Here is a 17,811-nt window from a genome sequence, read left to right as displayed (position 1 = left end):
GACATGGCGCAGATCAACGTCATCGGGCAAAACGGGGGCCGCACCATTGAGCTGCCTCTGCCCGAAGTGAACAGCGGCGTGCTGCACGAAGTGGTGACCTGGCAACTCGCCAGCCGTCGCCGCGGCACCGCCAGCACCAAGACCCGCGCCCAGGTGGGCAAGACGGGCAAGAAGATGTACAGCCAGAAGGGTACGGGTAACGCCCGTCACGGCGACCGCAGCGTTCCCACCTTCGTGGGCGGCGGTGTGGCCTTCGGTCCCAAGCCCCGCAGCTACGACTACACCCTGCCCCGTCAGGTGCGTCAGCTCGGCCTGGCGATGGCGATCGCCAGCCGTCAGGAAGCGGGCAAGCTCGTGGCCGTTGACGGCTTCGAGATCGCCGACGCCAAGACCAAGAACTTCGTCAGCTGGGCCAAGCAGAACGGTCTGGACGGCAGCGAGAAGGTGCTGCTGGTGACCGACGACGAGAACGCTCGTCGCGCGGCCCGCAACGTGAGCTGGGTCAGCGTGCTGCCCGTGGCTGGCGTGAACGTGTACGACATCCTGCGTCATGACCGCCTCGTGATCGATGCGGCTGCCCTGGAGATCGTGGAAGAAGACGCCGGGGAGGAGCAGCAGTGAGCCACTACGACATTCTTCAGGCGCCCGTGATCAGCGAGAAGGCCTACGCGGCCATGGAACGCGGCGTGTACTCGTTCTGGGTCAGCCCCAAGGCCACCAAGACCGAGATCAAGAACGCGGTTCAGCAGGCGTTCGGCGTGCAGGTCGTGGGGATCAGCACCATGAACGTGCCGGGCAAGCGCAAGCGCGTGGGCCGCTTCATCGGTCAGCGCAATGACCGCAAGAAGGCCATCGTGCGTCTCGCCGAAGGCCAGAGCATCGAGGCCCTGGCGGGCCAGGCCTAAGGAGATTTGAGACATGGCCGTCAAGAAATACCGTCCCTATACCCCCAGCCGTCGCCAGATGACGACTGCGGACTTCAGCGGACTGACCAAGAAGCGCCCCGAGAAGGCGCTGACCGAAGCGCTGCCCAAGACCGGTGGCCGCAACAACCGTGGCCGCATCACCAGCCGCTTTATCGGCGGCGGGCACAAGCGCCTGTACCGCATCATCGACTTCAAGCGCCGTGACAAGAGTGGCGTGAGCGCCAAGGTCGCCGCTGTCGAGTACGATCCCAACCGCAGCGCCCGCATCGCCCTGCTGCACTACGCCGACGGCGAGAAGCGCTACATCCTCGCGCCTGAAGGCCTGACCGTGGGCGCGACCGTGAACGCCGGTCCCGAAGCCGAACCCAAGCTCGGCAACGCGCTTCCCCTGCGCTTCGTGCCGGTGGGTGCTGTTGTTCACGCGCTCGAACTGATCCCCGGCAAGGGCGCCCAGCTCGCCCGCAGCGCGGGTACCAGCGTTCAGGTGCAGGGCAAGGAAAGCGACTACGTCATCGTGCGTCTGCCTTCGGGCGAACTGCGCCGCGTGCACAGCGAGTGCTACGCCACCATCGGTGCCGTGGGCAACGCCGAGCACAAGAACATCGTGCTGGGCAAGGCCGGACGCAGCCGCTGGCTGGGCCGCAAGCCCCACCAGCGTGGTAGCGCCATGAACCCCGTGGATCACCCCCACGGCGGTGGTGAAGGTCGTACCGGTGCGGGCCGCGTGCCTGTGACCCCCTGGGGCAAGCCCACCAAGGGCCTCAAGACGCGCCGCAAGCGCAAGACCTCGGACCGTTTCATCATCACCCGTCGTAAGTAAGGAGGGTCGTTATGCCCCGTAGCCTCAAAAAAGGCCCGTTCGTGGAAGACCACCTCCTGAAGAAGGTGGACGCCCAGAACGACAAGAAAGACAAGCGCGTGATCAAGACCTGGAGCCGCCGCTCCACCATCGTCCCTGAGATGATCGGTCACACCATCGCCGTGTACAACGGCAAGCAGCATGTTCCGGTGTTCGTGAACGAGCAGATGATCGGCCACAAGCTCGGCGAGTTCAGCCCCACCCGCAACTACCGTGGGCACGGCGCCGACAAGAACGCCAAAGGGAGCAAGAAGAAATGACCGCTCCTGAACAGACTTTCCGCAACAAGAAGCAGCGCAAGCAGCAGGTCAAGCTGCGCAAGCCCGGCTTCGCCGTTGCCAAGTACGTCCGCATGAGCCCCCGCAAGGTGCGCCTGGTCGTGGACGTGATTCGTGGCAAGAGCGTTCAGGACGCCGAAGACCTGCTGCGCTTCATCCCCCGCTCGGCCAGCGAGCCGGTCGCCAAGGTGCTCAACAGCGCCAAGGCCAACGCCGTGCACAACGACGAGATGCTCGAAGACCGTCTCTTCGTCAAGGAAGCCTATGTGGACGCGGGACCGACGCTCAAGCGCCTGATTCCCCGCGCCCGTGGCTCGGCCAACATCATCAAGAAGCGCACCAGCCACATCACCATCATCGTTGCCGAGAAGGGAGCCAAATAATGGGCAATAAGATCAACCCGAACGGCTTCCGCCTGGGCATCACCAAGGGCTGGAACAGCCGCTGGTACGCCGGCAAGAAGCAGTACGCCGGTCTGCTCAAGGAAGACGAGCAGATCCGTCAGCTGGTCAACCGCAAGCTGGCTGCCGCCGGTATCGCCCGCATCGAAATCGAGCGCGCAGGTCAGCAGGTCAACGTGATCATCTCCGCCGCCAAGCCCGGCGTGGTGATCGGTAAGGGCGGCGAAAGCATCAAGGAACTGCGCGGTGACATCGAGCGTCTGGTGTCCGCCGGCACGGTGGCCGTGAACGTCGCCGAGATCCCCAACCCCAACATCAGTGCCCCGCTGGTCGCCCTGCGCATCGCCGAGCAGATCGAGCGCCGTTTCGCGTTCCGCCGCGCCATGAAGCAGGCCGCGCAGCGCGTGATGGAGTCGGGCGCCCGCGGCGTCAAGGTGATCCTCAGCGGTCGCCTCGGCGGCGCCGAGCAGGCCCGCACCGAAAAGGTGCTCGAAGGCCGCGTGCCGCTGCACACCCTGCGCGCCGACATCGACTACGGCACCGCGCTGGCCCGGACCACCTACGGCATCCTGGGCATCAAGGTGCTGGTGTTCAACGGTGAAGTGATCGGTGGCAAGACCGAAACCTTTGCCCGTCCTCAGCGCCGTGACCGCGACGAGCGCCGTCCTGAAGGTGGCGACCGCCCGGCCCGTCGCCGTCCCACCGCCCGCCGCCGCACCGGAGGTGAATGATGCTTCTTCCGAAGCGCACCAAGTTCCGTAAGCAGTTCCGTGGCCGCATGACCGGCGACGCCAAGGGTGGCGACTACGTCGCGTTCGGCGACTATGGTCTGATCGCCATGGAACCCGCCTGGATCAAGAGCAACCAGATCGAGGCCTGCCGTATCGTCATGAGCCGTCACTTCCGCCGTGGCGGGAAGATCTACATCCGCATCTTCCCCGACAAGCCCGTGACCAAGAAGCCCGCCGAAACCCGAATGGGTAAGGGCAAGGGCGCCGTGGAGTACTGGGTGAGCGTCGTGAAGCCCGGCCGCGTGATGTTCGAAGTGGCGGGCGTGACCGAGGAACAGGCCAAGGAAGCCTTCCGCCTGGCCGGTCACAAGCTCCCCATCCAGACCAAGATGGTGAAGCGCGAGGTTTACGATGAAGCCCAGTGAGATGCGTAACCTGCAGGCTGACGATTTCGCCAAGGAAATCGACAGCCGCAAGAAAGAACTGATGGAGCTGCGCTTTCAGGCGGCGGCGGGCCAGCTGGCCCAGCCCCACCGTGTGCGCCAGCTTCGCCGCGAAGTGGCCCAGCTCAACACCGTCAAGGCCGAGCTGGCCCGCAAAGGGGAGCAGCAATGAAAAAGACCTTTACGGGCGTCGTGGTGAGCGACAAGGCCGACAAGACCGTGAGCGTCAAGGTCGAGCGCCGCTTCGCGCACCCCCTGTACGGCAAGGTCGTGACCCGCAGCCACAAGTACGCGGCCCACGACGAGAACAACGAATACAAGATCGGTGACCGGGTGGAGATCATCGCGGTGCGCCCCATCAGCAAGACCAAGACCTGGAAGGTCACCAAGCTGATCGAGCGTCCCCGTGGCATCGAAACCACCCTGGCCGAGACCGAAGTCGCCGGAGGTGAAGCATGATCATGCCTCAGTCCCGCCTGGACGTGGCGGACAACAGCGGCGCCCGCGAAATCATGTGCATTCGCGTGCTCAACAGCGGTATCGGCGGCAAGGGCCTGACCACCGGTGGTGGCGGTAACAAGCGCTACGCCCACGTCGGTGACATCATCGTCGCCTCGGTCAAGGACGCTGCCCCCCGCGGCGCCGTGAAAGCCGGTGACGTGGTCAAGGCCGTGGTCGTGCGCACTTCTCATGCCATCAAGCGTGCCGACGGCAGCACCATTCGCTTCGACAAGAACGCCGCCGTCATCATCAACAACCAGGGCGAGCCTCGCGGCACCCGCGTCTTCGGGCCGGTCGCCCGCGAACTGCGTGACCGCCGCTTCATGAAGATCGTTTCCCTGGCTCCGGAGGTGCTGTAATGCCCCGTCCTAGCGCAGGCAGCCACCACAACGACAAGCTGCACGTTCGCAAGGGTGACACCGTCATCGTGCTGAGCGGCAAGCACAAGGGCCAGACCGGCAAGGTGCTGCTCGCGCTTCCCCGTGACCAGAAGGTCGTCGTGGAAGGCGTGAACCTCATCACCAAGAACGTCAAGCCCAGCATGAGCAACCCCCAGGGTGGTCAGGAACAGCGCGAGCTGGCCCTGCACGCCAGCAAGGTTGCCCTGGTCGACCCCGAAACCGGCAAGGCCACCCGTATCCGCAAGCAGATCGTCGACGGCAAGAAAGTGCGCGTCGCGGTCGCGAGCGGCAAGACCATCGACTGAACCACTCACTCGGGTCACCCTGTGAAGCCCCAGTTTTGGGGCCTCAACGTCTCAATACGGGGGTGACCTGAGCGGCGCTGGCTGAGACACTGCCAGACCGCTCGAAGGACTGACCATGCAACAGCTCAAGACGAAGTACAACGACCAGGTGCGCCCCGCCCTCATGCAGCAGTTCGGCTACTCCAGCGTGATGGCCGTACCCCGCATCGAGAAAATCGTGGTGAACGAAGGCCTCGGCAGCTCCAAGGAAGACTCCAAGGCGATCGACAAGGCCGCCAAGGAACTCGCCCTCATTACCCTGCAAAAGCCCATCATCACCAAGGCGAAGAAGAGCATCTCGAACTTCAAGCTGCGTCAGGGCATGCCCGTGGGCATCAAGGTCACGCTGCGCGGCGAGCGCATGTACGTGTTCCTGGAAAAGCTGATCAACATCGGCCTGCCCCGCATCCGTGACTTCCGTGGGATCAACCCCAACGCCTTCGACGGCCGCGGCAACTACAACCTCGGCATCAAGGAGCAGCTGATTTTCCCGGAAATCACCTACGACATGGTCGACAAGACCCGTGGCATGGACATCACCATCGTGACCACCGCCAAGACCGACGAAGAAGCCCGCGCCCTGCTGCAGGCGATGGGCCTGCCCTTCCGCAAGCAGTAATCGGTTTCAGGGTAAAAAAAGGGAGTCGCTTCGGCGGCTCTTTTTTGTTGCCTGACCGAAAAAGGCCCCCGATGTTGGGAGCCTCTCCTTTAGAGCAGTTCTCCGAATTACGTGATGCGCGGAACGGCACCCCGCATCACTCCATTCTCTCCTGCGGAGCTTTGCAAGTCCGTCCTGATCAGTGTTTTGCACTCGCTCTCTGCGAGCTGTCCCAGTCCGCTCGCCAAAAAGACGTTGCGTCTTTTTGTCAAATGCTCTAGTCCTGCTGTTCGGCGATCTGCTTCTGCGCCTGCTTCAGGAGCCGTTCGGCCCGCTCGTGCCCCTGCTGTTCCAGGGCGTCACGCTGGGCCTGCAAAGGGGCCTTTTCGTCGTCGGAGAGGCGCAGCAGGTTGATGTCCACCGTGAGCAGCGCCGCGTCGATGGCCCCGCGCAGCAGTGAGGCTCCCGCGCCGATGTCACTGACGACTTCGGCATGAACCTCGCGCACGGTGCCTTCGGCTTCTTCCAGCGCCTGAACGCACTGACGGGCAATCTCCAGCGGCGCAGCGCGGGCGGCCTCGCCTGCTTCAGCCAAAGCCTGGGCACGGGCCTGCTTTTCTTCTTCCGAGTCCTTGGGCAGTTTGGTCGCGTCCACGAACTTGCGGAACACGGCCACGTCCTCGTCGGCCAGGGCCTGCAACCTGGCTTGAATGCTCTGAAGGCGTTCCAGGGTCGCGGACAGTTCGGGGGAAAGCTCTTTCCCGGCCTTCTGCGCCTTGTTGCGGCTGATGGTGAGCGCCATGCTCAGCAGACCGACGCCGAAGGCCCCGCTGAGGGCGGCCACGCTTCCGCCTCCCGGCGTGGGTTTGTGGCTGGCAGTCGCTTTGAGCAGGTCGGCGGCGGTCTGGTTCCAGAGACTCATGCCCCGCACTGTAGACAAAAAAGCGAAGGGCAAAGAGCCTGTGCTGGCCCTCTGCCCTTCGCGCTTTGCCCTCGGCTTTACTTCACCAGACCGAGCTTGCGCACTTCGTCGCGCTCTTCTTCAAGTTCGCGGGCGGTGGCGTCCATCTTGCTGCGGCTGAAGTCGCTGACGTCCAGGCCCTGCACGATTTCGTACTTGCCGTCCTTGCAGCGCACGGGGAAGCCGTAGATCAGCCCTTCGGGGATGCCGTAGGAGCCGTCGCTGGGGATACCCATGCTGGTCCATTCGCCTTCGGGGGTGCCGAGTGCCCAGTCGCGCATGTGGTCAATGGCAGCAGAAGCCGCCGAGGCCGCCGAGGAAGCGCCACGGGCTTCGATGATGGCTGCGCCACGCTTGGCGACGGTGGGGATGTAGTCGCTCTCGTACCACTGGCGGTCAATCTGGTCGAGGGCGGGCTGCCCCTTCACGGTGGCCTGCGAGAGGTCGGGGTACTGGGTGGAGGAGTGGTTGCCCCAGATGGTCACGTTCTTGATGTCGCTGACCGCCGCGCCGGTCTTCTCGGCGAGCTGCGAGATGGCGCGGTTGTGGTCGAGGCGCACCATGGCGGTGAAGCATTTGGGGTCGAGGTCGGGGGCGTTCTGCTGAGCAATCAGGGCGTTGGTGTTGGCGGGGTTGCCGACGACCAGCACCTTGACGTCACGGCTGGCGACTTCGTTGAGTGCCTCGCCCTGGGGCTTGAAGATGCCGCCGTTGGCTCCGAGCAGGTCACCGCGTTCCATACCGGCTTTGCGGGGCATGGCACCGACCAGCAGGGCGAAGTCGGCGTCCTTGAAGGCCACCTTGGGGTCGTCGGTGGTCACCACGTCGGCCAGCAGCGGGAAAGCGCCGTCGCGCAGTTCCATGACCACGCCCTGAAGCGCCTTGAGCGCGGGGGTGATTTCGAGCAGTTGCAGGATCACGGGCTGGTCCTTGCCGAGCATGTCGCCAGCGGCGATGCGGAACAGCAGGCTGTAGCCGATTTGCCCAGCGGCGCCGGTAACGGCCACGCGGACGGGTTGTTTCGTCGTCATGAGTCTTCCTCCTGAGGATGGTTTTACGACTCATGGTAACGCGCCGGAACGTGGAAACAGCTGGGGCGTTCCTGCGGGGGAGACAGGGAAGGCAGAGCGGCGGGCAGACAGCAGAGGCCGGAGAGCTGAAAAAGGCCCGCTGACCGGGCGGGTCAGGGGCCAAAGGGGGAAAGCTCAGGCGGCGGGGGCGCTGTCGTCTGTGGGCTGCTCGGCGGCTTCGGAGCGGGGCGTTTCCGCGTCGGGGGTGCGTCGGGGGCGGGCAGAGCGCTCGGACGTGGCACGTTCGGCGGCGGCACGTTCGGAAGCAGCGCGGTCGGTGCCAGGGCGCTCGGGACCGGCGGGGTCAGTGGGCGCGGCGCTGATGCGGGCCAGGGTCTCGCCGAAGGCCCGCAGCGCTTCACTGCCCTCAAGCTCGGCCACGGCGCGGGCGTTGAGCGCGGCGAGGGCCTCGCGGTTCACGGCGTACTCGGGGGCGTCGTAGCCTTCGAGCTGTCCCAGCACGCGGTAGGCGGTCGCGGCGTCCACCGTTTCGCCCTTGCTGGTCACGATCTCGGGCGCCGAGAGGGATTCGCCGCCGATGAGGGTGATTTCCGTGCCGCTGATCAGCATGGCGCGGTCCCCCCGCTCCTTCATGTGCGCGGCGAGTTGCAGCAGGCGCCGCAGGTCCAGCATGGATTGAAAGAGGTCGAGGTGGGGCAGCATCGCTCCGGCTTTTTTCAGGGTGTCCATAAGACCATTATTCTGTTTTTAGCAGAATTGTCAAGAAGATTTATGGTCACTAAAGCGGAGGGTTCGACCTGTTCTCTGCGGCACGGGTCTTATACGGATTCCGCTTAATTCCTGCACAGTCGGGAAAGCGCCGCCTGTGCATCCATATCGCAGAATCCGTATTTTTTCCTACTCGCATCCGCTCTGCTGCGCAGCTTTGCAAGTCGGATTGAATCTGAAACTACCAGATTCAATCGGAATCCGTATTACATGGTGCTGCGGGCGGCCAGGGTGAGCTTGACGCTGATGCTTTTGCCGCCGCGCAGCACGCTCAGGGTGACGGTTTCGCCCGGCGCGTGGCGGCGCACGGCGTACTGAAAATCGCTGAAGTTGTAGATGCGCCGCCCGTTGACCGCCGTGACGATGTCGCCGCCGAGCAGGTCGCCCTTGGCCGAAAAGCGCAGGGGTTGCAGGCCCGCCTTGGCCGCCGGGCTGCCGGGCACCACGCGGGTGAAAAAGGCCCCGGCGGTCTTGCCGAGTTTGCTCTCCACAAAGGCGCTTTCGGGAAGGTTGGCGAGCAGGCTCCACTCTCCCTCCAGACTGATGCCGATGACGGGCGCGTCACGCTTGACCCCGCGCCGAAGCTCGGCCACGCGGGCATCAGTTGCGGTCACAGGCACGGCGTAGGCGTGGATATCGAGCGAGTTCTCGTCCTCGCCGCGCATACTCACGTAGCTGACCACCCCGGCCACCTCGCCCGCCCGGTTGATGATGGGACCGCCACTGTCGCCGGGAACCAGCGGGGCGCTGAGTTCCAGGGTGCCGGGCGGGAAATCGGCGCGGCCCGCCTCGCTCTGAAGGCCGGTGAAGCGCCCGACCTTGGGCCGCAGGTACGCCCCGCCGCCGTTGCCGATGGCGAGCGCGGCGTCTCCCACCTTCGGCGCGGCTTTCGCCAGTGGCAGGAAGGGCGTTCCCTTCGGCACGCCGACCTGCACCACCGCGAGGTCGTACTGGTCGTCGTAGCCCACCACCGTGACCGGGTAGCGTTTGCCGTTGCTGGTCCGTGCACTCAGGGCGGGCGCCTGAAACACCACGTGGTAGGCGGTGAGGGCCAGACCGCCCTCGCTGATCAGAAAGCCGGTGCCCACGCCGCCAGGCTCGGTGCAGGCATTGACCGGGCACTGCTCAATACGCAGCGTGGCGGGGCGCAGCTTGGTGAACAGGGCTTGTAGGGCGGCATTTTCCTGCGCCGTGATCGGCTTGACCGGCAGGCGCCCGGCGGCCTTGCCGGGGACACTGTTGACCGGGGAGGCGGGGCGGGCGGGCGCGGCCTGGGTGTTCTGGAGGGTGTTCTGAGGAGCGTTCTGGGCCTGCGCCTCCCATCCGGCACCCAGCAGCAGGGCGCCGGTCAGAAGGCCCAGCAGCGTGGCCTGAAGACCTGTCGGTGACATGCGGTCCATTGTTTCGCGGGCAGCGTGGGAAGGATGTGTGGTGGCTCTCTGTCAGGCCAGGTGGTCTAGAGCATGTGACAGAAAGACGTTATACGGATTCCGCTTCATTCCTGCACAGTCGGGAAAGCGCCGCCTGTGCATCCATATCGCGGAATCCGTATTTTTTCCTACTCGCATCCGCTCGGATTGAATCTGAAACGACCAGATTCAATCGGAATCCGTATAATTCGGAGCTCAGTAGGTGACAACTTCAGTTCGATGTCGTCCCAGACGGGAAAAATCAACAGTCGGCCCCATCAAGCTTGATGGGGCCGACTGTTCGCGGTCTCCTGGGAGTGTGAAATCGACAGAATCCACTGCTCAACAAGCTACCGTACTCACACAGCACTTCAAAGCGCACGCCAGTCATCTCCGCATCGACACGCTCCAGCGGCTCATTGACGTCCTCCTGGCGATGATTGCCGCGAGAAGCGTCAATCATCACGATCTGAGTGCCCATATGCCAGGGATGAGTACCCCGCAGGGCAAGAAGAGACGAGCAGACCGGACCTTCCGGGATGAGCAGCTGGACATGGGCTTTTTCATCGCCCTGCTCGTCGCCCACCTGCCACCAGGAAAGGTTTTGCTGAGTCTGGACCGCACCAACTGGGAACACGGGGAGACGCCCATCAACTTTCTGGTGCTTGGAGCCGTGGTCCACGGCTTCACCCTGCCCCTGATCTGGGTGCCCCTCGACGAGTCCGGGAACAGTCACACGTACGCCCGGATGTGGCTGGTGTTGAAGCTGCTTCGGGCCTTGCCAGCGAAACGCTGGCTGGGCCTAGTGGCTGATCGTGAGTTCATCGGTGCGGAATGGTTCCGTTTTCTCCGTCGTCAGGGCATCAAGCGGGCCATCCGCATTCGGCACAGCGACATGCTGGACGATATGAGCGGGAAAGAGTGGTTTGAGCATGTCCAGCACGGTCATTTTCACGAGATCAGCGAAAAGGTGTTTGTGTTCGGGGAGTTGATGCGGGTGGTGGCGACGAGGTCACCTGTGGGTGACCTCATCATCATCGCTACCGATTTCAATGCTCGGAAGACCTGGAAGCTTTACAAGCAGCGCTGGTCAATTGAGTGCACCTTCAGCAGCTTCAAAACGCGAGGCTTCGACCTGGAGCGAACGGGGATTACAGAAAAAAGCCGTCTACAACGGCTCTTTGGTCTGGTGACGCTGGCCTGGATGTTCTGTTTGCAGCTGGGGGTCTGGCTCGGCCAGACCCATCCCATTCCCGTCCTGAAACATGGTCGCAGAGCGGTCAGCCTGGTGCGTCACGGTGCTCAGCATCTCGTGGATGCCCTGCGTTGGAAACCCGAACGATGCAGGGCTTTCCTGGAACTGCTCACCCGTCCTTTCTGCCCGCCAGGCGCGGCTGGAGACGAAGTTGTCACCTACTGAGAATTCGGAGAGCTGCTCTAGAGTGCAGCTCTATGGTTCCTCTGCTCCCCGTCTTCGTCTACGGCACCCTTCTGCCCGGTGAGCGCAATGCTCAGGTGGCGGCGCGGGGCGGGCACTTCACGGCGCGGCCTGCGACCCTGGCGGGGTTTCGGCTGCTCGACCTGCGGCCAGAGGGCTACCCGGGCATCGTGCCGGGCGCGGCAAGTGACCTCGTTCACGGTGCCGCGCTGACCTACGCCCCCGCCGACTGGGAACGGGCGCTGGCGCTGCTGGACGAACTCGAGGGGGTGGACGAAACGCCGCCGCTCTACACCCGGCAGCGGGTGCGGCTGACGCTGCAAGGTGGGGAAGAGGTGGAGGGCTGGGTGTATGTCTACGCCCTCTCCGACCGACTGGAGCAGGCTGGGGTGAACCCGGTGCCGGGGGGCGACTGGCGCGCCCTGGCAGAGCGCTGAAGCGTCCCGGCGCCGAGGAGCGCGGGTCCAGGCCAACGAAAAACCCCCGACCCGGATATGGGTGGGGGCAGGGATGCCGGGCCGGAGCTATGCCGGGCCGGAGCTTAGCGCGACTGCTTCTGGTCGTCCGCCGTTTCGCCGCCCTCGTGGGGCACCGAATCCAGCGTGGGGCCAAAGTTGGTGTTGGCGCCGTCGCTCACGCCGTCGGCGCGGCTGCCCTCGGAAGCGGTGATGTCGGCGGGGGCAGCGGTGTTCGTCTGCTTCGCTGCCGTCTGGTTGGTGTTCGGTTTGCCTTCGCCCATGATGAACCCTCCTGAGATTGAACTTGAACCGAGTCTAGGGAAGGCAGCCGTGGGGCAGATGTGCCGAGGGTTGGGCCGGGTTTACCTGCGGCTGCGTCCGGCACCTTTGCCCCGCCCCCCGCGCCCTATCCTGACCCCATGCCCCGCGCCGCGAAAGAGTTTCCCGACCTTCAGTCCTTTATCCGCCTGCTGGAGGAACGCGGCGAACTGATTCGCGTCTCCGCGCCCGTCTCGCGGGAGCTGGAAATCACCGAAATCGCTGACCGGATGGTGAAAAAGGGCGGCCCGGCGGTGCTGTTCGAGAATGTCCGGGGAAGCGAGTTTCCGCTGGTCATCGGCCTGATGAACACTCGTGAACGCACCGCGCTGAGCCTGGGGGTCGGGGACCTCGACGACCTCGCCCGCAAGGTACGCGACCTGATCGATCTCAAGGGGGCGGGGGGCGTAGCGGGGATGCTCGGGCAATTGCCCAAGCTGCGCGACGCGATGAATCTGCCGCCCCGCCGCGTGCGGAATGCGCCTGTGCAGGAAGTCGTCTGGCGCGGCGACGAGGTGGACCTGAGCAAGATTCCGGTGCTCAAGTGCTGGCCGGAGGACGGCGGCCCCTTCGTCACGCTTCCACTGGTGATGACCCGTGACCCCGAGACGCGCGAGTGGAACATGGGCATGTACCGCATGCAGGTGATGAGCAAGAACACCACCGGGATGCACTGGCAGCGCCACAAGACCGGCACGCGGCATCTGGAAAAAGCAAAGCGGCTGGGGCAGAAGCTGGAAGTCGCCGTCGCCATCGGTGGCGACCCCGCGCTCATCTACGCCGCCACCGCGCCGCTGCCGCCCGTGCCGGGGCTGAACGAGCTGATTCTGGCGGGCTACCTGCGCGGGCAGCGCTACCCGGTGGTCCGGGCGCTGACGGTGGACATCGACGTCCCTGCCAACGCCGAATTCATCCTGGAAGGCTATGTGGACCCGCAGGAAGACTGGGTGACCGAGGGGCCGTTTGGCGACCACACCGGCTTCTACACGCTGCCCGACCTGTATCCGCTGTTTCACGTCACTGCCGTCACCATGCGGAAAAACCCGGTCTATCCGGCCACCATCGTGGGCCGCCCGCCGATGGAGGACGCCTACCTCATCGAAGCGTCCGAGCGGCTGTTTTTGCCCGCCGCGCAGCTGATTTTGCCCGAAATCGTGGATTTCCACATGCCGCCCGCCGGGGTCGCGCACAACCTGATGGTCGTCAGCATCAAAAAGACCTATCCGGGGCAGGCGTACAAAGTCGCCAATGGCCTGCTGGGGCTGGGGCAGAACATGTTCGCCAAGGTGATCGTGGTCGTGGACGAGGATTTCCCCCTCACCGACTTCGGCGCCGTGTGGCGCGAGGTGGCGCAAAAAGCCGTGCCGGGGCGCGACACGCTGCTCACGCGCGGTCCCATCGACGTGCTCGACCACTCCAGCCGGGGCTGGGGGTTCGGGGGCAAACTGATTATCGACGCGACCACCAAGCGCCCCGAGGAAGTGGGCAGCGGCGTCAGCAGCCGCGAGGAGCAGGCGCACGACGTGCTGCCGGCCGGGGCGACTTCTCCGACCCTGGGCGGACAACTGCGGCAGATTTTCGCTCCCGCCACCGAGCTGCCCACCTTTGAAGGCGTCGTCGCGCAGCGGCAGACCCCGGACGGCTACTGGTTCGTGTCTCTCCGAAAGACCCGCGCCGGACAGGCCCGCGCCCTGGCTGAAACCTTCGCCGCCCACCCCGCCGCGCAGGGCGTGCGTCACCTTCTCATCTGCGACGAGGAAACCGACGTGCAGGACGCAGGCGACGTGTGGTGGACGGTGCTGAACAACGTGGACCCGGAGCGCGACTGCTGGACCCTGGGCACGGGGAGCGGCGTGGGCCTGCTCGCCTGGGACGGCGCCCGCAAACTGCCCGAGGAAGGCTTCGTGCGCGACTGGCCCAGGAAAATCGTGATGGACGAAGCGGTGCGTAACCGGGTGGACGCCCTGTGGCACGTCTGGGGGCTGCCGGAGCAGTGGCGCTGAACTGGGGCAGGGGAAAGCTGCCTTTCCGGTAATACGGATTCCGATTGAATCTGGTCGTTTCAGATTCAATCCGACTTGCAAAGCTGCGCAGCAGAGCGGATGCAAGTAGGAAAAAATACGGATTCCGCGATATGGATGCACAGGCGGCGCTTTCCCAACTGTATAGGCCCGACTGTGCAGGAATGAAGCGGAATCCGTATAAGGCGCAACAGAAAAGCGGCGCGGGGTGGAAGGCTCCCGCGCCGCTGTTCTGTCCGGCTGATTTACCGCAGGCTCGCCAGCCACGCCGCCTGGTTGCGGTAGAAGGGCCGCACGTCCCGAAGCTCCAGCAGGCCGATGATCGCCACGTGGTCCCAGTTGTTCAGCTTGCCGAGGTGGTACCACTGCCCCGGTTGCGCCGCGCCGCCCAGAAAGTCGGTCTGGCTCTGGCCCAGCGGCGCCCCCTGGCTCTTGACCGGCACCAGGCCGTCGTTTTCCCACCATGAGGCGTCGTACCGCACCTTGCCCCTGGGCGAACTGCCCGTCGTGTTGCCGATGGTGGGGCGCAGGGGCCAGGGGTAAGGCCACGCCAGCGCGGACAGCGGCGCGTTCATGAACAGGGGCGTGGGATAGGCCCAGCCCGTGACCAGCCCCGGGGTGGTGGCACTCGTGGTCCACGAAGCGTAGACCGTATTCGGACTGCGCCCGATGAAGGTGTTGAGGTCGGCCATGCCGTCCACGCTCAGGTCATAGGCGGCGTTGGAATCGTTCTTGGCGAAGTGCGAGGCCATCACCCGGTCGAAGTAGGTGTCGAAGGTCTCGCCCGGCTGACGCCGCAGGCCCCACTGCCCCAGGTCGAAGTCGTACACCAGACTCTGCGAGGAAACGCCCATGCTGGCCGCCACAGTCTTGAGCAGGTCCTTGAGCATCGGCACCATCGCCTGAATGTGGTCGGTGGCGGGGGTGCCGCTGTTGGGGGTGCTGACGGTCATCACCGCGCTGACCCAGCCCCCGCGCCCGCCGCGAAACAGGTTGTCGCCCTCGGCATCGGCGGGGCTGCCGTCTTCGAGCAGCTTGACCAGCATCCGCGCCGTCTGGCCGCCCATGCTGTGCCCCAGCAGGTGAATGGGATGTTCGGCGTCCCACTCGGGGTAAAACCCGGGGTAGCACTTGGCCGGGTCGAAGCGCGAAAAGCCGTGCCGGGCCGAATACGCCGCGCCGTAGTCCACGCAGCCGCCCTTGATTTGCGCGTACAGCTCGGCGGCCCGTTCCCAGTTGGAACTGATGGGGCCGACGCTGGCCGCAAAGACGTTGTACCCCTGGCCGCGCAGGTCGCCGACAACGTCGTACGAGCTGCCCCAGTACGGCACGCCCATCATTTCCTGCTTGCCCCAGCCCCCCAGGCCATGCACCAGAATCAGCGGCGTGGCCTTGTTGAGCGTCTGGGCACTGACCGGCTTGCCGCCGGGGAAGGTCTGCTGCAACAGGCTCGCTTTCGGTGCTCCTGCCAGTGGCTCGGGTGCCTGGGCGGGCAGCGCGGCTTTGCGGGCGGCGTAGCTGTCGGGTGTGTTGGCGCTGTCGGGTGCGGCGCTCTCCGCTGGGGCATCGTGGACAGCAGCGGGGCCACGCGGCGTGGTCTGCCCGCAGGCGGCGAGCAGGGCGGTCAGGGACAGGGCAGCAGAAATCAGCACTCGGTTCATGGCAACCTCACAAAGAGGGCAGCAAGAGGGTGCCGGGACGCCGGCCAACTGCACTCTGTTCAAACTTTGACTATGTTCAAAATTTAGTTTTGTGGGTGGACCGCCCGTCCTAAGTGGTCTAGAGCAGTTCTCCGAATTACGTGATGCGCGGAACAGCGCCCCGCATCACTCCATTCTCCGCCCTGCTCAGTGTTTTGCACTCGCTCCGCTCGCCAAAAAGACGTTGCGTCTTTTTGTCAAATGCTCTAGACACGTCGGCGCCGCAGGAAGGCTTGCAAGGGAACAGGCACAGGCGGCCAGAGGAGAGCGCAGGCCCCGAACCGCCGGGCGGTGAAGGTGCTACAGTCGCCCCAGGACCCCACCCGCGCAGCTTTGTGGACGTGTCCAGCCTGAGAGTGCCCCCGCAATTCGGTGGGTGGCGCCAGGCCGTCAGGAAGTCGCTTCCTGTTCCCTTCCTCTTCGGGCGCCTGTCGCCCCATTCCTCGGCGTCTGCGCGTGCGTGAGGCGGAGAAAGCAGATGTCAGACCAGAACGAACGCCGTAGCGGTCCCCGTTCCCCGCGTGGCCGTGGCCCGCAGGGTCAGCAGAATGCGGGCCGCAGTGCCCGTCCCCACCAGGGTGGCCGCCCCGGACCCGCCCCCCTTCCTGAAGCCCGGATGGCCTTTGGCGAAAGTGGCGACTGGGAAGCCGAACCGATTCGCACGGCGGACCGTGCCCCGCGTCAGGGCCGGGGCCAGCCGGGTGAGCGCAACCGCAATCAGGCGCAACCGCGCAATCAGAACCAGCCCCGCAGCAACGAGCCGCGCAACAACGAGCCGCGCCGCCAGCGTCAGGACGAGCGTCAGGACGGCAGCCGCTCGCGCCCGGCGCAGGCCGTACAACAGCCCGCCGACACGGCGCCGCAACCCACCATGATTCGGCTGGCCGACCCCGGCGAGTGGCGCAAGCTGCTCGGGGAGCGGCAGCCGACGCCCGTGCAGGAAAAGGCCATTCCCGAACTGCTCGCCGGGCGCGACGTGATCGCCACCGCCCGCACCGGCAGCGGCAAGACACTCGCCTTCCTGATTCCGGCGGCGGCGCGGGGCATCGGCGTGACTGGCCCCACGCGCGGCATGGCGCCCGAAGTCCTCATCGTCTCGCCCACCCGCGAACTCGCCGTGCAGATTCGTGACGTGGCCCGCGAACTCGGCATGACGGCGGGGCGCATCACCGGGGGCATCACCCCCGCCGCCACCGCGCGTGAAGCGAGCAACAAAGGGGTGGTCAGCGGCACGCCGGGCCGCCTCAAAGACCTCATCGGCAAGGGCGAACTGGGCCTCTCGCATGTCAAGTACGTGGTGCTGGACGAGGCCGACGAACTGCTCTCGCTGGGCTTTCTGAAGGACGTGGAGTGGATCGTGAACCAGGCCCGCGCCCAGGCCCGGGGAGGACAGATTCAGGTGGCCCTCGCCTCCGCCACCTTTCCCGAGGAAGTGCGCGGCGTGGCGGCGCGGGTGCTGCGTGACCCGGTGCGCGTAGACATCGAGCCGCCCCGCAGCGCCGAAACCGCTCCCCTCAGGGCCGGGGAAGTGGTGGCCGCTGGCGAGGGCCGCGCCGAACATATCGCCCGCGACACCACCCGCGACGAGGTACTCGAGCACGCCGCCGCCGAAATCCGCGAGGCGCTGCGCGAGCCGGGCGGCTGCGTGGTGGTGTTTTGCCGCACCAAGGCACTCACCAAGCGCCGCGCCGAGAAACTGGGGCAGATGCTCCCCGGCGAGGAAGTCGTGCCGCTCGAAGGCAACATGGACCAGCGCAAGCGTGAGCGCGTGATGGACAAACTGCGCGACGGCACCGCCCGCGTGCTGGTCGCCACCGACATCGCCGGGCGCGGCATCGACCTGCCCGAGGTGCGCCTCGTCATCCATGCCGATGTCGCCACCACGTCCGAAGACCACGTTCACCGTTCGGGCCGCACCGCCCGCGCGGGCCGGGGCGGGCGCAACCTCGTGTTCATCATCCCCGAGCAGCGCCAGCGCTGGGCACAGGTGCGCCGGGGTCTTCCCGCCCACCTTCACCCGCCCAAGACCGCGCAGGAACACCTGATCGACAAGGACATTCAGGAAAAACAGGGCCGGGGCAGCGGCAACGGGGTGGACGCCCCGCGCCAGGGCGGAGGCCGGAGCGACGGTCAGCGGGGCGGCGGACGGCCCCAGGGCCAGGGCCGCAGCGACTCGGGCCGCAGCAGTTCGGGAAGGGGCGGGCCTCGCGGCGGACGGCGCTAGC

The 17,811-nt window shown here is 65.5% G+C and carries 22 protein-coding genes; 16 read left to right on the top strand and 6 right to left on the bottom strand.

From position 1 onward, the window contains the following. Positions 1 to 3: 3 nt before the first annotated feature. From rplD to rplE, 12 genes are all read left to right on the top strand, one after another. A complete protein-coding gene (gene rplD / locus G6R31_RS10090; protein WP_017871870.1) occupies positions 4 to 621 on the top strand; it encodes a 50S ribosomal protein L4 in 618 nt (205 codons plus the stop codon). After that, a complete protein-coding gene (locus tag G6R31_RS10085) occupies positions 618 to 905 on the top strand; it encodes a 50S ribosomal protein L23 (RefSeq protein ID WP_017871869.1) in 288 nt (95 codons plus the stop codon). Before rplD ends, G6R31_RS10085 begins: the two co-directional genes overlap by 4 nt. A 13-nt stretch (positions 906 to 918) precedes the next feature. Further along, positions 919 to 1,746 (top strand): 50S ribosomal protein L2, encoded by an 828-nt coding sequence (gene rplB, locus G6R31_RS10080; RefSeq protein WP_017871868.1) that lies wholly within the window; start codon positions 919 to 921, stop codon positions 1,744 to 1,746. A gap of 11 nt (positions 1,747 to 1,757) precedes the next feature. Further along, the gene (rpsS, locus tag G6R31_RS10075; protein WP_017871867.1) at positions 1,758 to 2,045 is read left to right on the top strand and encodes a 30S ribosomal protein S19; all 288 of its coding nucleotides are present in this window, start codon (positions 1,758 to 1,760) and stop codon (positions 2,043 to 2,045) included. Continuing rightward, positions 2,042 to 2,446: a 50S ribosomal protein L22 gene (gene rplV, locus G6R31_RS10070; RefSeq protein WP_017871866.1), complete on the top strand. Its 405-nt coding sequence runs from the start codon at positions 2,042 to 2,044 to the stop codon at positions 2,444 to 2,446. The genes rpsS and rplV overlap by 4 nt, the downstream gene beginning before the upstream one ends. Beyond that, complete coding sequence (gene rpsC, locus G6R31_RS10065) at positions 2,446 to 3,195, top strand: 30S ribosomal protein S3 (RefSeq protein WP_017871865.1); 750 nt, start codon at positions 2,446 to 2,448, stop codon at positions 3,193 to 3,195. The genes rplV and rpsC overlap by 1 nt, the downstream gene beginning before the upstream one ends. Then, entirely contained in the window at positions 3,195 to 3,620 is a 426-nt protein-coding gene (rplP, locus tag G6R31_RS10060) for a 50S ribosomal protein L16 (RefSeq protein ID WP_025567820.1), read from the top strand. Before rpsC ends, rplP begins: the two co-directional genes overlap by 1 nt. Next, positions 3,607 to 3,810 carry a 50S ribosomal protein L29 gene (rpmC, locus tag G6R31_RS10055; protein ID WP_025567822.1) on the top strand — a complete coding sequence of 68 codons (204 nt, stop codon included), beginning with the start codon at positions 3,607 to 3,609 and terminating at the stop codon, positions 3,808 to 3,810. The genes rplP and rpmC overlap by 14 nt, the downstream gene beginning before the upstream one ends. After that, entirely contained in the window at positions 3,807 to 4,097 is a 291-nt protein-coding gene (rpsQ, locus tag G6R31_RS10050; RefSeq protein WP_010886965.1) for a 30S ribosomal protein S17, read from the top strand. The genes rpmC and rpsQ overlap by 4 nt, the downstream gene beginning before the upstream one ends. Further along, positions 4,094 to 4,498, top strand: a complete 405-nt coding sequence (rplN, locus tag G6R31_RS10045) for a 50S ribosomal protein L14 (RefSeq protein ID WP_012693995.1) — start codon at positions 4,094 to 4,096, stop codon at positions 4,496 to 4,498. The genes rpsQ and rplN overlap by 4 nt, the downstream gene beginning before the upstream one ends. Beyond that, positions 4,498 to 4,845, top strand: a complete 348-nt coding sequence (gene rplX / locus G6R31_RS10040; RefSeq protein ID WP_017871863.1) for a 50S ribosomal protein L24 — start codon at positions 4,498 to 4,500, stop codon at positions 4,843 to 4,845. Before rplN ends, rplX begins: the two co-directional genes overlap by 1 nt. Positions 4,846 to 4,960: 115 nt before the next feature. Next, entirely contained in the window at positions 4,961 to 5,503 is a 543-nt protein-coding gene (gene rplE, locus G6R31_RS10035; protein ID WP_017871862.1) for a 50S ribosomal protein L5, read from the top strand. Between the two features lie 256 nt (positions 5,504 to 5,759). Here the strand turns inward: rplE and G6R31_RS10030 are convergent, their stop codons facing one another. The 4 genes from G6R31_RS10030 to G6R31_RS10015 all read right to left on the bottom strand — a co-directional run bounded on the left by G6R31_RS10030 (position 5,760) and on the right by G6R31_RS10015 (position 9,633). Continuing rightward, positions 5,760 to 6,404, bottom strand: a complete 645-nt coding sequence (locus tag G6R31_RS10030) for a cyclodeaminase/cyclohydrolase family protein (protein ID WP_017871861.1) — start codon at positions 6,402 to 6,404, stop codon at positions 5,760 to 5,762. Between the two features lie 77 nt (positions 6,405 to 6,481). Then, positions 6,482 to 7,474 carry a malate dehydrogenase gene (locus tag G6R31_RS10025; protein ID WP_017871860.1) on the bottom strand — a complete coding sequence of 331 codons (993 nt, stop codon included), beginning with the start codon at positions 7,472 to 7,474 and terminating at the stop codon, positions 6,482 to 6,484. Between the two features lie 174 nt (positions 7,475 to 7,648). Then, positions 7,649 to 8,203, bottom strand: coding sequence for a hypothetical protein (locus G6R31_RS10020; RefSeq protein WP_017871859.1), 555 nt, complete (start codon positions 8,201 to 8,203; stop codon positions 7,649 to 7,651). A gap of 245 nt (positions 8,204 to 8,448) precedes the next feature. Beyond that, positions 8,449 to 9,633 carry a S1C family serine protease gene (locus G6R31_RS10015; RefSeq protein ID WP_161618053.1) on the bottom strand — a complete coding sequence of 395 codons (1,185 nt, stop codon included), beginning with the start codon at positions 9,631 to 9,633 and terminating at the stop codon, positions 8,449 to 8,451. Positions 9,634 to 10,087: 454 nt separating this feature from the next. On the opposite strand from G6R31_RS10015, the gene G6R31_RS10010 reads away from it, so the two are divergent. Both G6R31_RS10010 and G6R31_RS10005 read left to right on the top strand, forming a co-directional pair. Continuing rightward, complete coding sequence (locus G6R31_RS10010) at positions 10,088 to 11,071, top strand: IS4 family transposase (RefSeq protein WP_164994000.1); 984 nt, start codon at positions 10,088 to 10,090, stop codon at positions 11,069 to 11,071. 32 nt (positions 11,072 to 11,103) lie between these two features. Further along, a complete protein-coding gene (locus tag G6R31_RS10005) occupies positions 11,104 to 11,526 on the top strand; it encodes a gamma-glutamylcyclotransferase family protein (protein ID WP_017870974.1) in 423 nt (140 codons plus the stop codon). Positions 11,527 to 11,630: 104 nt separating this feature from the next. Here the strand turns inward: G6R31_RS10005 and G6R31_RS10000 are convergent, their stop codons facing one another. Further along, the gene (locus G6R31_RS10000) at positions 11,631 to 11,828 is read right to left on the bottom strand and encodes a hypothetical protein (protein WP_017870973.1); all 198 of its coding nucleotides are present in this window, start codon (positions 11,826 to 11,828) and stop codon (positions 11,631 to 11,633) included. Between the two features lie 138 nt (positions 11,829 to 11,966). Between G6R31_RS10000 and G6R31_RS09995 the strand changes: the two genes are divergently transcribed. Further along, a complete protein-coding gene (locus G6R31_RS09995; RefSeq protein ID WP_017870972.1) occupies positions 11,967 to 13,868 on the top strand; it encodes a menaquinone biosynthesis decarboxylase in 1,902 nt (633 codons plus the stop codon). A gap of 263 nt (positions 13,869 to 14,131) precedes the next feature. On the opposite strand, the gene G6R31_RS09990 is transcribed toward G6R31_RS09995, so the two are convergent. Next, on the bottom strand, positions 14,132 to 15,547 hold the full coding sequence (locus G6R31_RS09990; protein WP_017870971.1) for an esterase/lipase family protein: 1,416 nt from the start codon (positions 15,545 to 15,547) through the stop codon (positions 14,132 to 14,134). A 517-nt stretch (positions 15,548 to 16,064) separates the two neighbouring features. On the opposite strand from G6R31_RS09990, the gene G6R31_RS09985 reads away from it, so the two are divergent. Continuing rightward, the gene (locus tag G6R31_RS09985; protein WP_225983243.1) at positions 16,065 to 17,810 is read left to right on the top strand and encodes a DEAD/DEAH box helicase; all 1,746 of its coding nucleotides are present in this window, start codon (positions 16,065 to 16,067) and stop codon (positions 17,808 to 17,810) included. Position 17,811: the final 1 nt, after the last annotated feature.

It is taken from the genome of Deinococcus wulumuqiensis R12 (genome assembly GCF_011067105.1).
Lineage (GTDB): Bacteria > Deinococcota > Deinococci > Deinococcales > Deinococcaceae > Deinococcus > Deinococcus wulumuqiensis.
The sequence above is the reverse complement of the archived record's forward strand: the minus strand, read 5'-3'. Positions and strand labels throughout refer to the sequence as shown.

What these genes read in the sequence shown, in the direction of transcription:
- G6R31_RS09990 (WP_017870971.1), bottom strand. Translation starts at nt 15,547, where the DNA reads ATGAACCGAGTGCTGATTTCTGCTGCCCTGTCCCTGACCGCCCTGCTC.
- G6R31_RS10015 (WP_161618053.1), bottom strand. Translation starts at nt 9,633, where the DNA reads ATGTCACCGACAGGTCTTCAGGCCACGCTGCTGGGCCTTCTGACCGGC.
- rpsC (WP_017871865.1), top strand. Translation starts at nt 2,446, where the DNA reads ATGGGCAATAAGATCAACCCGAACGGCTTCCGCCTGGGCATCACCAAG.
- rplP (WP_025567820.1), top strand. Translation starts at nt 3,195, where the DNA reads ATGCTTCTTCCGAAGCGCACCAAGTTCCGTAAGCAGTTCCGTGGCCGC.
- rplB (WP_017871868.1), top strand. Translation starts at nt 919, where the DNA reads ATGGCCGTCAAGAAATACCGTCCCTATACCCCCAGCCGTCGCCAGATG.
- rpsQ (WP_010886965.1), top strand. Translation starts at nt 3,807, where the DNA reads ATGAAAAAGACCTTTACGGGCGTCGTGGTGAGCGACAAGGCCGACAAG.
- rplV (WP_017871866.1), top strand. Translation starts at nt 2,042, where the DNA reads ATGACCGCTCCTGAACAGACTTTCCGCAACAAGAAGCAGCGCAAGCAG.
- rplN (WP_012693995.1), top strand. Translation starts at nt 4,094, where the DNA reads ATGATCATGCCTCAGTCCCGCCTGGACGTGGCGGACAACAGCGGCGCC.
- G6R31_RS10010 (WP_164994000.1), top strand. Translation starts at nt 10,088, where the DNA reads ATGATTGCCGCGAGAAGCGTCAATCATCACGATCTGAGTGCCCATATG.
- G6R31_RS09995 (WP_017870972.1), top strand. Translation starts at nt 11,967, where the DNA reads ATGCCCCGCGCCGCGAAAGAGTTTCCCGACCTTCAGTCCTTTATCCGC.
- G6R31_RS10025 (WP_017871860.1), bottom strand. Translation starts at nt 7,474, where the DNA reads ATGACGACGAAACAACCCGTCCGCGTGGCCGTTACCGGCGCCGCTGGG.
- rpmC (WP_025567822.1), top strand. Translation starts at nt 3,607, where the DNA reads ATGAAGCCCAGTGAGATGCGTAACCTGCAGGCTGACGATTTCGCCAAG.
- rpsS (WP_017871867.1), top strand. Translation starts at nt 1,758, where the DNA reads ATGCCCCGTAGCCTCAAAAAAGGCCCGTTCGTGGAAGACCACCTCCTG.
- G6R31_RS09985 (WP_225983243.1), top strand. Translation starts at nt 16,065, where the DNA reads ATGTCAGACCAGAACGAACGCCGTAGCGGTCCCCGTTCCCCGCGTGGC.
- rplE (WP_017871862.1), top strand. Translation starts at nt 4,961, where the DNA reads ATGCAACAGCTCAAGACGAAGTACAACGACCAGGTGCGCCCCGCCCTC.
- rplD (WP_017871870.1), top strand. Translation starts at nt 4, where the DNA reads ATGGCGCAGATCAACGTCATCGGGCAAAACGGGGGCCGCACCATTGAG.
- G6R31_RS10030 (WP_017871861.1), bottom strand. Translation starts at nt 6,404, where the DNA reads ATGAGTCTCTGGAACCAGACCGCCGCCGACCTGCTCAAAGCGACTGCC.
- G6R31_RS10020 (WP_017871859.1), bottom strand. Translation starts at nt 8,203, where the DNA reads ATGGACACCCTGAAAAAAGCCGGAGCGATGCTGCCCCACCTCGACCTC.
- G6R31_RS10005 (WP_017870974.1), top strand. Translation starts at nt 11,104, where the DNA reads ATGGTTCCTCTGCTCCCCGTCTTCGTCTACGGCACCCTTCTGCCCGGT.
- G6R31_RS10000 (WP_017870973.1), bottom strand. Translation starts at nt 11,828, where the DNA reads ATGGGCGAAGGCAAACCGAACACCAACCAGACGGCAGCGAAGCAGACG.
- rplX (WP_017871863.1), top strand. Translation starts at nt 4,498, where the DNA reads ATGCCCCGTCCTAGCGCAGGCAGCCACCACAACGACAAGCTGCACGTT.